At 70.8% G+C, this 13,826-nt stretch carries 12 protein-coding genes; 8 read left to right on the top strand and 4 right to left on the bottom strand.

All coding sequences use genetic code 11. The features are described from left to right. The first annotated feature begins 47 nt into the window (after positions 1-47). From ACQEWB_RS37345 to ACQEWB_RS37325, 5 genes are all read left to right on the top strand, one after another. Positions 48-1,640: an AMP-binding protein gene (locus ACQEWB_RS37345; RefSeq protein ID WP_432839072.1), complete on the top strand. Its 1,593-nt coding sequence runs from the start codon at positions 48-50 to the stop codon at positions 1,638-1,640. Positions 1,641-1,655: 15 nt separating this feature from the next. Further along, positions 1,656-2,492: a PaaX family transcriptional regulator gene (locus ACQEWB_RS37340; RefSeq protein ID WP_432839070.1), complete on the top strand. Its 837-nt coding sequence runs from the start codon at positions 1,656-1,658 to the stop codon at positions 2,490-2,492. A 95-nt stretch (positions 2,493-2,587) separates the two neighbouring features. After that, on the top strand, positions 2,588-3,139 hold the full coding sequence (gene cysC / locus ACQEWB_RS37335) for an adenylyl-sulfate kinase (protein ID WP_432839068.1): 552 nt from the start codon (positions 2,588-2,590) through the stop codon (positions 3,137-3,139). Continuing rightward, positions 3,136-4,038, top strand: a complete 903-nt coding sequence (cysD, locus tag ACQEWB_RS37330; RefSeq protein WP_432839066.1) for a sulfate adenylyltransferase subunit CysD — start codon at positions 3,136-3,138, stop codon at positions 4,036-4,038. Before cysC ends, cysD begins: the two co-directional genes overlap by 4 nt. Positions 4,039-4,040: 2 nt before the next feature. Further along, on the top strand, positions 4,041-5,246 hold the full coding sequence (locus tag ACQEWB_RS37325) for a sulfate adenylyltransferase subunit 1 (protein WP_432839064.1): 1,206 nt from the start codon (positions 4,041-4,043) through the stop codon (positions 5,244-5,246). 35 nt (positions 5,247-5,281) lie between these two features. Here the strand turns inward: ACQEWB_RS37325 and ACQEWB_RS37320 are convergent, their stop codons facing one another. Both ACQEWB_RS37320 and ACQEWB_RS37315 read right to left on the bottom strand, forming a co-directional pair. Then, complete coding sequence (locus tag ACQEWB_RS37320) at positions 5,282-7,549, bottom strand: bifunctional salicylyl-CoA 5-hydroxylase/oxidoreductase (RefSeq protein WP_432839062.1); 2,268 nt, start codon at positions 7,547-7,549, stop codon at positions 5,282-5,284. A gap of 7 nt (positions 7,550-7,556) precedes the next feature. Beyond that, positions 7,557-8,384, bottom strand: coding sequence for an enoyl-CoA hydratase family protein (locus ACQEWB_RS37315; RefSeq protein WP_432839060.1), 828 nt, complete (start codon positions 8,382-8,384; stop codon positions 7,557-7,559). 272 nt (positions 8,385-8,656) lie between these two features. Here ACQEWB_RS37315 and ACQEWB_RS37310 point away from each other — a divergent pair, with 272 nt between their 5' ends. Further along, the gene (locus ACQEWB_RS37310) at positions 8,657-9,109 is read left to right on the top strand and encodes an ATP-binding protein (protein ID WP_432839058.1); all 453 of its coding nucleotides are present in this window, start codon (positions 8,657-8,659) and stop codon (positions 9,107-9,109) included. Between the two features lie 11 nt (positions 9,110-9,120). Here the strand turns inward: ACQEWB_RS37310 and argF are convergent, their stop codons facing one another. Then, positions 9,121-10,128, bottom strand: coding sequence for an ornithine carbamoyltransferase (gene argF / locus ACQEWB_RS37305; RefSeq protein ID WP_432839056.1), 1,008 nt, complete (start codon positions 10,126-10,128; stop codon positions 9,121-9,123). A gap of 85 nt (positions 10,129-10,213) precedes the next feature. After that, on the bottom strand, positions 10,214-11,437 hold the full coding sequence (locus ACQEWB_RS37300) for an arginine deiminase (protein ID WP_432839054.1): 1,224 nt from the start codon (positions 11,435-11,437) through the stop codon (positions 10,214-10,216). A gap of 130 nt (positions 11,438-11,567) precedes the next feature. Between ACQEWB_RS37300 and ACQEWB_RS37295 the strand changes: the two genes are divergently transcribed. Beyond that, entirely contained in the window at positions 11,568-12,704 is a 1,137-nt protein-coding gene (locus tag ACQEWB_RS37295; RefSeq protein ID WP_432839052.1) for an SPFH domain-containing protein, read from the top strand. 61 nt (positions 12,705-12,765) lie between these two features. Beyond that, complete coding sequence (locus ACQEWB_RS37290) at positions 12,766-13,665, top strand: hypothetical protein (protein WP_432839050.1); 900 nt, start codon at positions 12,766-12,768, stop codon at positions 13,663-13,665. The last annotated feature ends 161 nt before the right edge of the window (positions 13,666-13,826 follow it).

Here is a 13,826-nt window from a genome sequence, read left to right as displayed (position 1 = left end):
GCGAGCCCACCATCACGCCCATAAGGCAGGCAAGGGGGCGCATCGTCATGAACGTCTCGGCCCACGTCGACACCTTCGCGCGCGACCACCTCCCGCCGCCCGAGGACTGGCCGGAGCTGCGTTTCGAGCTGCCCGAGCTCCAGTACCCCGATCGGGTGAACTGCGCCGCCGAGCTGCTGACGGGCCAGGACCCCGACCGCCCGGTGTTCCACACACCCGCGGGACCGTCGTGGACGTACGGCGAGCTGCGGGCCCGGGTGGACCGGCTCGCGCACATCCTCACCGGGGACCTCGGTGTGGTCCCGGGGAATCGGGTCCTGCTGCGCGGGCCGACGACGCCGTGGCTGGCGGCCTGCTGGCTGGCGGTGCTGAAGGCGGGGGGCGTGGCGGTGACGGTGCTGGCGCAGCAGCGGCCGCACGAGCTGGCAGTGGTATGTGACATAGCACTGATCCGGCACGCCCTCTGCGACATACGTTCCGTCGACGACCTCGCCAAGGCCGAGATCCCCGGCCTCCGCATAGCGACCTTCGGCGGCGACGCCCCCGACGACCTCCTGCACCGCCCGGGGCCCGACACCCCGTACCCCGCCGTGGAGACCGCGGCCGACGACGTGGCGCTGATCGCGTTCACCTCGGGCACCACCGGCCGCCCGAAAGGGTGCATGCACTTCCACCGGGATGTGCTCGCGATAGCCGACACCTTCTCCAGGCATGTGCTGCAACCACATGTGGACGACGTCTTCGCCGGCAGCCCGCCCCTCGGCTTCACCTTCGGCCTCGGCGGCCTCGTGGTCTTCCCGATGCGGGCCGGCGCCAGCGCGCTGCTGCTCGAACAGGCCCATCCCAAACAGCTGTTGGCGGCCGTCGCCGAGCACCGCGCCTCGGTCGTCTTCACCGCGCCGACCGGCTACCGCGCGATGCTCGACGAGCTGGACGCGTACGACATCTCCTCGCTGCGCCGCTGCGTCTCCGCCGGCGAGAACCTGCCCGCCGCCACCTGGCAGGCCTGGCAGGAGCGCACCGGCCTGCGCATCATCAACGGCATCGGCGCGACCGAGCTGCTGCACATCTTCATCTCGGCCGCGGACGAGCACATACGGCCCGGGACGACCGGGGTGCCCGTACCCGGGTGGCACGCGCGCGTGCAGGACGCCGACGGGGAGCCGGTGGCCGACGGGGAGCCGGGGCTGCTCGCCGTACGCGGGCCGGTCGGCTGCCGCTACCTCGCCGATCCGCGCCAGCACGACTACGTCCGCAGTGGCTGGAACGTCACCGGCGACACCTACGTCCGCGAACCCGACGGCTACTTCCGTTACGTCGCCCGCGCCGACGACATGATCATCTCGGCCGGGTACAACATCGCCGGACCGGAGGTCGAGGACGCGCTGCTGCGCCACCCGGACGTGGCCGAGGCGGCGGTCGTGGGGCGGCCCGACGAGGCCCGCGGACATGTGGTCGTCGCCCATGTGGTGCTCAAGGAAGGTGCCGTACGGGACGCGGAAACCCTGCGCACCTTCGTCAAGTCCGAACTGGCGCCCTACAAATGCCCGCGCGAGATCGTCTTCCTCGACGCGCTGCCGCGCACCGCGACCGGGAAACTTCAGCGATTCAAACTGCGCACCGATGGTGACCAGCAGTGATGCCGACGACCTAAGATGATCAACGTGTCCGACCAGCATGCACCACGGTCTCTCATCGTCACGCTCTACGGCGCCTACGGCCGCTACGTCCCGGGCCCGGTACCGGTCGCGGAGCTGATCCGGCTCCTCGCCGCGGTCGGCGTGGACGCGCCCTCGGTCCGCTCCTCGGTCTCCCGCCTCAAACGGCGCGGCCTGCTGCTCCCGGCCCGCACGGCGGAGGGCGCGGCCGGGTACGAACTGTCGCCGGACGCCCGCCAGTTGCTCGTCGACGGCGACCGGCGCATCTACGCCGGCGCGCCGCCCGAGAACGAGGGCTGGGTGCTCGCCGTGTTCTCGGTCCCCGAGTCGGAGCGACAGAAACGTCATGTCCTGCGCTCCCGCCTTGCCGGGCTCGGCTTCGGCACGGCGGCACCCGGCGTGTGGATCGCGCCGGCCCGGCTGTACGAGGAGACCCGGCACACCCTGCGGCGGCTGCGCCTCGACCCCTACGTCGACCTGTTCCGCGGCGAGCACCTCGGCTTCGCCGCGACCGTCGAGGCGGTCGCCCGCTGGTGGGACCTGGCGGCGATCGCCAAGGAGCACGAGGCCTTCCTCGACCGGCACGCACCCGTGCTGCACAGCTGGGAGCAGCGGGACGACACCCCGCCCGAAGCCGCGTACCGCGACTACCTCCTGGCCCTCGACTCCTGGCGCCACCTCCCCTACGTCGACCCCGGACTGCCCGCCCGGCTGCTCCCCGAGGACTGGCCGGGGGTACGCTCGGCCACCGTGTTCCGGGAGTTGCACAAGCGCCTCCGGGACGCCGGGGCGGTCTTCGCGGGATGTGATCTCTCACACTTCACAGGTCCCTAAGGGAACCCTCAGGCTCTTCAGTCACTCTTCTCAGATTTCTTACCTAGCGTGCACCGAGTCGTAAAGCCGGGTAAGAAAAAAGAGGACTGTTGCGGATGACCACCACGGCAAGGGCTCAGGGAGCCACGGTCTGGCTGACCGGTCTGCCGAGCGCGGGCAAGACGACGATCGCCCAGCTGCTCGGGGATCGGCTCAAGGCCGAGGGGCATCGCGTGGAGGTCCTCGACGGCGACGAGATACGCCGGTTCCTCTCCGCGGGGCTCGGCTTCTCGCGGGCGGACCGCAACACGAACGTGCAGCGCATCGGCCTGGTCTCCGAGGTCCTCGCGCGCAACGGCGTGCTGTCCGTCGTCCCCGTCATCGCGCCGTACGCCGACAGCCGCGAGGCCGTCCGCAAGCGGCACGACGCCAGCTCGACGCCGTACATCGAGGTGCATGTCGCCACGCCGGTCGAGGTGTGCAGCGAGCGGGACGTGAAGGGGCTGTACGCCCGGCAGGCCGCGGGCCAGCTGAGCGGGCTGACCGGGGTCGACGACCCGTACGAGCCGCCGGTCGACCCGGATCTCGTGCTGCCGACGCAGGAGCAGTCGCCGCAGCAGTCGGCCGACGCCGTGTACGCGGTGCTGGCGGAGCGGGGGCTGGTGTGAGCGGGTTCAGCCTTTCCCACCTGGACGCGCTGGAGTCCGAGGCCGTCCACATCTTCCGTGAGGTGGCGGGCGAGTTCGAACGGCCGGTGATCCTGTTCTCCGGCGGCAAGGACTCCATCGTCATGCTGCACCTCGCGCTGAAAGCCTTCGCCCCGGCCGCGATCCCCTTCACGCTGCTGCACGTCGACACCGGGCACAACTTCCCCGAGGTACTCGACTACCGCGACCGTGTGGTCACCACACACGGACTGCGCCTCCATGTCGCCTCCGTACAGGACTACATCGACCGCGGTGTACTGCGCGAACGCCCCGACGGAACCCGCAACCCGCTCCAGACCCTCCCACTGACCGAGAAGATCCAGGCGGAGAAGTTCGACGCCGTCTTCGGCGGCGGACGCAGGGACGAGGAGAAGGCCCGGGCCAAGGAACGGGTGTTCTCGCTGCGAGACGAGTTCTCGCAGTGGGACCCGCGCCGCCAGCGCCCCGAGCTGTGGAACCTCTACAACGGCCGGCACGCGCCCGGCGAGCACGTCCGCGTCTTCCCGCTGTCCAACTGGACCGAACTGGACGTCTGGCAGTACATCTCCCGCGAGCGGATCGAGCTGCCCGAGATCTACTACGCCCATCACCGCGAGGTCTTCCGGCGCGGCGGCATGTGGCTGACCGCCGGTGAGTGGGGCGGGCCCAAGGCGGGTGAGGCCGTCGAGAAGCGGCAGGTGCGCTACCGGACGGTCGGCGACATGTCCTGCACCGGCGCCGTCGACTCCGACGCCGACACCATCGAGAAGGTGATCGCCGAGATCGCCGCCTCCCGGCTCACCGAGCGCGGCGCCACCCGCGCCGACGACAAGATGTCCGAGGCCGCGATGGAAGACCGTAAGCGCGAAGGGTACTTCTAGACATGACCGTTGACACGCTTCGGTTCGCCACCGCCGGTTCCGTCGACGACGGCAAGTCCACGCTGGTCGGACGGCTGCTGCACGACTCCAAGTCGGTGCTGGCGGACCAGTTGGAGGCCGTCGAGACCGCCTCCCGCAACCGCGGCCAGGAGGCCCCCGACCTCGCGCTGCTCACCGACGGCCTGCGTGCCGAGCGCGAGCAGGGCATCACGATCGACGTGGCGTACCGCTACTTCGCCACGCCCAAGCGGCGGTTCATCCTCGCCGACACCCCCGGGCACGTGCAGTACACCCGCAACATGGTCACCGGCGCCTCCACCGCCGAGCTCGCGATCATCCTGGTCGACGCCCGCAACGGCGTCGTCGAGCAGACGCGCCGGCACGCCGCCGTGGCCGCCCTGCTCCGCGTCCCGCACGTCGTCCTCGCCGTCAACAAGATGGACCTGGTCGGCTACGAGGAACAGGCCTTCGAGCGCATCGTCGAGGAATTCGCCGGCCACGCCGCCGAGTTGGGACTGCCCGGCTTCACGCCGATCCCGGTCTCCGCGCTCGTCGGCGACAACGTCGTGGACCGCTCGGCGCACATGGACTGGTACGCCGGTCCGGCGCTCCTGGAGTTCCTGGAGAACGTGCCCGTCGGCACCGAGGCGGCCACGGACGCCCCGGCCCGCTTCCCGGTGCAGTACGTCATCCGGCACGGCGAAGTCCGGCACTACGCGGGCCAGTTGGTCTCCGGTGAGCTGCGGGTCGGCGACCGGGTCGTCGTCCACCCGTCCGGGGAGACCAGCGAGATCATCGGCATCGACGCGCTCGGCGTTCCCCAGGAGGTGGCGCACGCGCCGCAGTCGATCAGCGTACGCCTGGCCGACCAGCGGGACATCTCCCGCGGCGACATGATCACGGCGGGGCTCGGCGCTCCGGTGCTCACGCAGGACGTCGAGGCGGCCGCCTGCCATCTGGCCGACCGCCCGCTGAAGGTCGGCGACCGGGTGCTGCTGCGCCACACCACCCGGACCGTGAAGGCGATCGTCAAGGACCTCGGCGGAGCCGCCGAGTTGACCGCGAACGACCTGGGCCGCGTCACCGTACGCACCGCCGAGCCGCTCGCCCTGGACGACTACGCGGTCTCCCGCCGCACCGGCGCGTTCATCCTGATCGACCCGGCGGACGGCGCGACGCTGACCGCCGGGATGGTCGAGCTGCCGTAAACCCGGAAGCCGTCGTAACCCTGGGAGCGGCGCCCTCAAGTCCCCAGTTTCAGACGGGGCTTGGGGGCGTCCGTGCGTCCGGTCTGGGGGCGGCGGCTGCCCGCGCGGTACGGGTCCGGCCAGACGACGCCGAGGCCGTCGTAACCCTGCTCGGCGGCCGCGTGCAGGGTCCAGTGCGGGTCGTAGAGGTGTGGGCGGGCGAGGGCGCAGAGGTCCGTACGGCCTGCCAGGATCAGGGAGTTGACGTCGTCCCAGGAGGAGATCGCGCCGACGGCGATCACGGGGACGCCGATGGAGTGGCGGATGCGGTCCGCGTACGGCGTCTGGTACGAGCGCCCGAACTCCGGCCGTTCGTCGGCGACGACCTGCCCGGTCGACACGTCGATCGCGTCGGCACCGTGCGAGGCGAAGGCGCGGGCGATCTCCACGGCGTCCTCGGCGGAGTTGCCGCCGTCGGCCCAGTCGGTTGCGGAGATACGGACGGTCATCGGCCGTTCCTCGGGCCACACGCCCCGGATGGCGTCGAAGACCTCGAGCGGGAAGCGGAGTCGTTTCTCCAGGGAGCCGCCGTAGGCGTCGATGCGGTGGTTGGTGAGCGGGGACAGGAAGCCGGAGAGCAAGTAGCCGTGCGCACAGTGGAGTTCGAGGAGATCGAAGCCGGCGCGGGCGGCCCGCCAGGCCGCGGACGTGAACTGCTCGCGGATGTCGGTGAGTTGGGCGCGGGTCAGCTCGCGCGGGGTCTGGCTGTCCGGCTTGTACGGCAGCGAAGAGGCGGCCACGAGGGGCCAGTTGCCGTCGGGGAGGGGTTCGTCCATGCCCTCCCACATCAGCCTGGTCGAACCCTTGCGGCCGGAGTGGCCCAGTTGCACGCCGAGCGCGGTGCCGGGTGACTGTGTGTGCACGAAGTCGGCGATCCGTTTCCAGGACTCGGCCTGGCGGCCGGTGTAGAGGCCGGTGCAGCCAGGGGTGATCCTGCCTTCCTCGCTCACGCACACCATCTCGGTCATCACCAGTCCGGCGCCGCCGAGGGCGCGGGCGCCGAGGTGGACGAGGTGGAAGTCGCCGGGAACGCCGTCGGCCGCCGAGTACATGTCCATCGGCGAGACGACGACCCGGTTGCGCAGGGTCAGGCCGCGCAGCCGGAACGGCGTGAACATCGGGGGCGTGCCGGGCGGGCAGCCGAACTCCTGCTCCACGGCGCCGGTGAAGCGGGCGTCGCGCAGGCGGAGGTTGTCGTGGGTGACGCGGCGGCTGCGGGTGAGGAGGTTGAAGGCGAACTGGCGGGGCGGCTGGTCGAGGTAGAGGCCGAGGTTCTCGAACCACTCCAGGCTGGCCCGGGCGGCGCGCTGGGTGGAGGCCACGACGGGCTTGCGCTCCTCCTCGTACGCCGCCAACGCCTTGTCCAGGGACGGCTGTTCCTCCAGACAGGCGGCGAGGGCGAGGGCGTCCTCGACGGCGAGTTTGGTGCCGGAGCCGATGGAGAAGTGGGCGGTGTGGGCGGCGTCGCCGAGCAGGACGATGTTGCCGTGGGACCAGTGGTCGTTGGTGACCGTGCGGAAGGTGGTCCACGCCGACTTGTTGGAACGCAGGGGTCGGCCGTGGAGTGCCTCCGCGAAGATCTTGGCGCAGCGGTCGACGGACTCGGCCTCGTCGGCGTCCTCGAAGCCGGCCGCGCGCCATACGTCCTCGTGCATCTCGACGATCACGGTGGAAGCGTCGGGGGAGTAAGGGTAGCCGTGCAGCTGCATCACGCCGTGTTCGGTCTCGGCGATCTCGAAGCGGAAGGCGTCGAAGGCGAAGTCCGCGGCGAGCCAGATGTAGCGGCAGCGGTGGGTGGCGAGGTGGGGGCGGAAGGCGTGGGCGCAGGCCTCGCGGGTGGTGCTGTGGACTCCGTCGGCGGCGATGACGAGGTCGTGGGTCTCGGCGAGCCACTCGGGGTAGGGGGCCTCGGAGCGGAAGCGGAGGTCCACGCCGAGGTCCCGGCAGCGGGTGTGGAGGATCTCCAGGAGGCGTTTTCTGCCGAGGGCGGCGAAACCGTGTCCTGAGGAGGTGTGGTGGGTGCCCCGGTGGACGATGTCTATGTCGTCCCAGCGGACGAAGTGCTTCTGCATCGCCTCGAACACGGTGCGGTCGGCGTGTTCGATGCCGCCGAGGGTCTCGTCGGAGAGGACCACTCCGAAGCCGAAGGTGTCGTCGGGGGCGTTGCGTTCCCAGACGGTGATCTCGCGGGACGGGTCGAGGCGTTTGAGGAGGGCGGCGGCGTAGAGCCCACCGGGACCACCACCGACGATCGCAACACGCATCGCGACCTCACCTTCCCTGCCACTTCGGCGGCCTCTTCTCGGTGAACGCCGCATGGAACTCCGCGTAGTCGTCACCGTTCATCAGCAATGCCTGGGTCGACGCGTCCAGTTCGACCGCGGCCGCCAACGGCATGTCCAGTTCCGCCGTCAGCAGGGCCTTCGTCTGGGCATACGCCAATGCCGGGCCCTCGGCCAGGCGGCGGGCCAGCGCCGACGCCGCCTCGTCGGCCCGGCCCTCGTCGGTCAGTTCGCTGATCAGGCCGATGCGCTCGGCCTCGGGGGCGCGGACCGGTTCGCCCAACATCAGGAGGCGGGTCGCGTGGCCGAGGCCGACTACGCGAGGCAGCAGGTACGCCGCGCCCATGTCGCCTCCGGACAGTCCGACCCTCGTGAACAGGAAGGCGAAGCGGGCCGTCGGGTCGGCCACCCGGAAGTCCGCCGCCAGGGCCAGGACCGCTCCCGCGCCGGCCGCCACCCCGTGCACCGCCGCGATCACCGGGAACGGGCACTCCCGTATCGCTCGTACCGTCTGGCCGGTCATGCGGTTGAAGTCGAGGAGCTGGGCCGTGTCCATGGACAGGGTCGCGCCGATGATCTCGTCGACGTCGCCGCCCGAGCAGAAGCCGCGGCCCTCGCCGGCCAGGACCAGGGCCCGTACCGACCGCTCCCGGGAGAGCTCGGCGAGCAGGTCGCGCAGGTCGGCGTAGGCGCCGAAGGTGAGGGCGTTGAGTTTGTCGGGGCGGGCCAGGGTGACCGTCGCGACGCCGTCGGTGAGCTCGACGCGCAGGTGCTCCCAGCGGGCGGTGCGGGCGGCGGAGCCGGTGAAGGGACTCATGACGTGCGGCCTCCTCGGACGGTGGCGCGGACACGTTTCGAAGTTATCACCTGTTCGTGACTGTCGTCAGGATGGCGATACAAGTCGGTCGGCGAGGGTCATTGTCACCGGTCGTCAATAACGCCGTAACAACGGGAGCTGTCGCGCGAGGCAAGCCGTTCCTACGGGTATGCCGCCCGGCAACGGGGCCGAAGGTCCCGCGCGGTGCCCGCCGGACGCCTCTGCCGGCGGCGCCGTACCATTCATACGGTTGAAAGCAGGACAGCCTGCTCATGAACGGACCCGCCTTGCAAGAACGCCCCGCCTCCTCCGCCTCCTGGCGCATCGCGCTGCCGCACTCCGCCGCGGCCGTGCCCGTGGCCCGTGCGCTGGTGCGCACGGCGCTGGCCGAGCTGGAGCACGGGGCGGACAGCGACACCGCGGAACTGCTCACGGCGGAGCTGGTCGCCAACGCCGTGGAACACACCGCCGGGGAGTCACCGATAGAGCTCGTGGTCGAGCTGCTGCCCGGGGGCTGCCAGGTCGAGGTGCACGACCCGGACCCGGCGCCGCCCGGCAATCTCACCCGCCCCGACGGCCATGAACCGGACCCGTGGCAGGAGCACGGGCGCGGTCTGCTGCTGATCCGCGCGCTGAGTTCGTCCTGCGGGCATCGCCCGACCGAGTCCGGCAAGGCGGTGTGGTTCCGGCTGCCGGTCGTGCCGCCGCAGTGGAAGCCGGCGTGAGCCGGAGCTGATCAGGCGAGGGTCGCGACCAGGACCGCCTTGATGGTGTGCATCCGGTTCTCGGCCTCGTCGAAGACGACCGAGTGCTCGGACTCGAACACCTCGTCGGTGACCTCCAGCTCGGTCAGACCATGGCGCTCGTGGATCTCGAGGCCGACGTCGGTGCCGAGGTCGTGGAAGGCCGGCAGGCAGTGCAGGAACTTGACGTCGGGGTTGCCGGTGGCGCGCAGCACGTCCATGGTCACGGCGTAGGGGCCGAGCAGCGCTATGCGCTCGTCCCAGACCTCCTTGGGCTCGCCCATCGACACCCATACGTCGGTGGCGATGAAGTCCGCGCCGCGCACACCCTCCTTGACGTCCTCGGTCAGCGTGATCGTGGCGCCGGAGGCCGCGGCGAGCTGCTGGGCCAGCTCCACGATCGTCCCGTCCGGCCACAGCAGCCGGGGCGCGACGATACGGACGTCCATGCCGAGCAGGGCGCCGGTGACCAGGTAGGAGTTGCCCATGTTGTAGCGGGCGTCACCGAGGTACGCGAAGGCCATCCCGTCCGTCGGCTTGTCGCTGTGCTCGGTCATGGTGAGGACGTCGGCCAGCATCTGGGTGGGGTGCCATTCGTCGGTGAGCCCGTTGTAGACGGGGACCCCGGCGTGCGCGGCCAGCTCCTCGACGACGCCCTGGCCGTGGCCTCGGTACTCGATCCCGTCGAACATCCGGCCGAGCACGCGCGCGGTGTCCTTCACCGACTCCTTGTGCCCGATCTGCGAGCCGGCCGGGTCGAGATACGTCGTCGAGGCACCCTGGTCGGCGGCGGCGACCTCGAACGCGCAGCGGGTGCGCGTCGAGGTCTTCTCGAAGACCAGCGCGATGTTCCTGCCGGTCAGATACCGCGTCTCGGTCCCTGCCTTCTTGGCGGCCTTCAGCTCGGCGGCAAGCTCGACCAGGCCGAGGAACTCCTCCCTCGTGAAGTCGAGCTCCTTGAGGAAGTGGCGCCCGGCGAGGGCGGTCGGGACTGTCGCCATGGAGGACTCCAGGAATGCGGGAACGTACGAATACCCTGGAACTCTATACGATGTTTTGCATTTCTATACAGACTCGCGTTCGACGCTACACAGCCTCACGCTCGACCGGACAGCTCATACAGCGCGGCCCGCCCCTCCCCCGCCCCAGCTCGCTGCCCGGGATCTCGATCACCTCGATGCCCTGTTTGCGCAGGTGGGTGTTGGTGGTGGCGTTGCGTTCGTAGGCGACGACGACGCCCGGCTCGACGGCCAGCACGTTGCAGCCGTCGTCCCACTGCTCGCGCTCGGCCGCGTGCACGTCCTGGGTCGCGGTCAGCACCCGGATCTCGTCGAGGCCGAGGGCGGCGGCGATCGCACGGTGCATGTGCTCCGGCGGATGGTCGGTGACCTTGAGCTCCTTGTCCCCGACGCCCGGTTCGATGGTGTACGAGCGGAGCATGCCGAGGCCCGCGTACTGGGTGAAGGTGTCGCCGTCGACCATCGTCATCACGGTGTCGAGGTGCATGAAGGCGCGTCGCTTCGGCATGTCGAGGGCCACGATCGTCCGCGCGGAGCCGGCCTCGAAGAGCTTGTGCGCGAGCATCTCGACGGCCTGCGGGGTGGTGCGCTCGCTCATGCCGATGAGCACGGCGCCGTTGCCGATGACCAGGACGTCCCCGCCCTCGATGGTGGACGGGTAGTCCGCCTGCCCCTCGGACCAGATCCGGAAGGTCTCGTCACGGAAGAGCGGGTGGTGCCGGTAGATCGCCTCGAAGTGGACCGTCTCGCGCTGCCGGGCCGGCCAGCGCATGGCGTTGATGGAGACGCCGTCGTAGATCCAGGCCGAGGTGTCCCGGGTGAAGAGGTGGTTGGGGAGCGGGCCGAGCAGGAACTCGTCGAGGTCCATGACGTGGAAGCGCACGGAGGTGGGCTCCGGGTGCGCCTCCAGGAACTCGCGCTTGGTCATACCGCCGACCAGGGCCTCGGCCAGTTCCGGCGCGGGCAGGGTCTCGAAGGCGGCTCTGAGGTGGTCGGTGGCGAGGACGCCGTACTCCTTCTCGTCGAAGACCCGGTCCAGGACGAGGGTGCGGGCCGCCGGGATCGCCAGGGCCTCGGTGAGCAGGTCGCCGAACAGGTGGACGCTGACACCGCGGTCGCGCAGGACGTCCGCGAAGCCGTCGTGCTCGGCGCGCGCCCGGCGCACCCACAGCACGTCGTCGAAGAGCAGGGCGTCCTTGTTGCTGGGGGTGAGCCTTTTGAGCTCGAGATCCGGCCGGTGCAGGATGACGCGGCGCAGCCGCCCGGCCTCGGAGTCGACATGGAATGCCATGCCTCCATCCTGACCATCGGGAGGCTTCTTGACCCGCCGGTCGGCAGTTTCTTCGATTACTTGTTTTCGTCCTCTTGACGATAATCGGTTGCGGCGATTATCGTCGACGAGACGAGAACGAGGGGGTCCGATGGCCGACATCACCCGGCGCCTTGGCTGGCGCCATCTGCGCGGGGCACCGACCGCGCACATCCGGCACCACAGCGGCGGCAAGCTGCTGCACGACGGGCCGGGGCTCAGCTTCTGGTTCCGCGCGCTGACCGCCGCACTCTCCGAAGTGCCGGTCGACGACCGGGAGTTGGCGATGACCTTCCATGCCCGTACGTCCGACTTCCAGGACGTGGCGGTGCAGGCGACGGTGACCTACCGGATCGGCGACCCGGCACTCGCCGCGGCCCGGCTGGACTTCTCCGTCGACCCGGACACCGGGGTGTGGCGGGGGGCGCCCCTTGAGCAGCTCGGCACGCTGCTGACGGAGACGGCACAGCAGCATGCCCTGGACGTCCTCGCCCGTACGTCCTTGTCGGCGGCGCTGGTGGACGGGGTGGCGGCGGTACGGGAGCGGGTCGCGGCGGGCCTGGCTGCCGAGCCGCGTCTCCCGGCCACCGGCATCGAGGTGGTCGCGGTGCGCGTGGTCGCGCTGCGCCCGGAGCCCGAGGTGGAGCGGGCGCTGCGCACTCCGGCCCGCGAGCAGATCCAGCAGGAGGCCGACCGGGCGACGTACGAGCGGCGGGCGGTGGCCGTCGAGCGGGAGCGCACGATCGCCGAGAACGAACTGGCCAGCCAGATCGAACTGGCCCGCCGCGAGGAGCAGTTGGTCGAGCAGCGGGGTACGAACGCCCGCCGGGAGGCGGAGGAACACGCGGCGGCCGACGCGGTACGGGCGGAGGCCGAGGCGGCGCGGACGGTGAAGCTGGCCGAGGCGGAGGCCAAGCGGTCCTTGCAACTGGCCGAGGCCGAGGCCAAGCGGTCCGTGCAGTTGGCGGACGCCGAGGCGCGGCGGACCGAGCGGCTGGCGGAGGCGGAGGCGGCGCGTTCCGTCCGGCTGGCTCGGGCCGAGGCCGAGGGTGCGCGGGAGGTCGGTGAGGCTCGGGCGCAGGCTCAGGCGGCCTGGTTGCGGGTGCACGGCGACGTGGACGTGGCGACCCTGCACGCGCTCACCGGGACACGGCTCGCGGAGAACCTGCCGAACATCGACAGCGTGACGATCTCGCCGGACGTGCTGACGGGGTTGCTGGCGAGGCTGGGCCACGGGGAGTCGGCGTGAGCGTGGTGAGCCCACCGGCGCGCCTTCCGTCGAGGACGGGCGGCACGGTCGGGGCGGCCCCATGAGCCTCGCGCCCCGGGTCGTCCTCGTCCACCGCACCACCGAATACGAGGAGTTGGTGGCCCACCACGGCACCCACGGGCAGGCCGCCTTCTTCCTCTCCACCCGGGGCCGGGACATCGAGGAGGTGGCGGAACGGCACCACCGTACGCGCCGCGCGCTCGCCGAGGTAACGGCGGCGATCCCGCTGACCTGGCGTCAGGCCCGGGTCGAGCGAGCCGACTTGGACCGGTTCCTGTTCGCGCCGGAGGACGTGGTGGTCGTGGTCGGCCAGGACGGGCTGGTGGCCAATGTCGCCAAGTACCTGTCCGGGCAGCCCGTGTTGGGCATCGACTCCGACCCCGGCCGCAACCCCGGCGTACTGGTGCGGCACCGCCCGCGGGACGCGGCCGCACTGCTCACGTCCACGAACACGTCGGCCGACGAACTCACCATGGTCGAGGCCGTCGCCGACGACACCCAGCGCATCGTCGCGCTGAACGAGATCTACCTGGGCGCCGCCGGACACCAGACGGCCAGGTACCGCCTGGGCCTCGAGGACGACGGGGGTGTCGTCGAGGCCCAGGCTTCGTCCGGAGTGCTGGTGGGCACGGGGACCGGGGCCACGGGCTGGATCAGGTCGGTGTGGCAGGAGCGGGGCGGCACACGGTCCGAACTGCCGCTGCCCCGCCCCACCGACGACCGCCTGCTGTGGTTCGTACGGGAGGCATGGCCGTCCCCGGCGACCGGCACGTCCCTGGTCTCCGGCGAACTCGCTGCCTCCGCCGGCCTCCGTCTCACCGTGGAGTGCGAACGGTTGATCGCCTTCGGGGACGGGATGGAGGGGGATGCGTTGGAGCTCACGTGGGGGCAGTCGGTGCGGGTCGGGGTCGCGGAGACGTCACTGCGGCTGGTCGGCTAGCGGGAGTTCCTCGGCGGCCGGCCGGTCCGAACCAGGTGGACGCGCAGTCCGTTCAGCGCGTGGGCCATTTCTCCACGATGTGCGGCTGCCGGTTGGTCTTCTCTTCCTCGCGGACGACTACCTTCTTGATCTCCGCGCGGGCCCCGCCCTCCTTGAACTCC

The sequence above is a fragment of the Streptomyces sp. CA-249302 genome (assembly GCF_050936785.1).
Lineage (GTDB): Bacteria > Actinomycetota > Actinomycetes > Streptomycetales > Streptomycetaceae > Streptomyces.
Note: the sequence above shows the minus strand (reverse complement) of the source record. Positions and strands in the feature narration are given on the sequence as shown.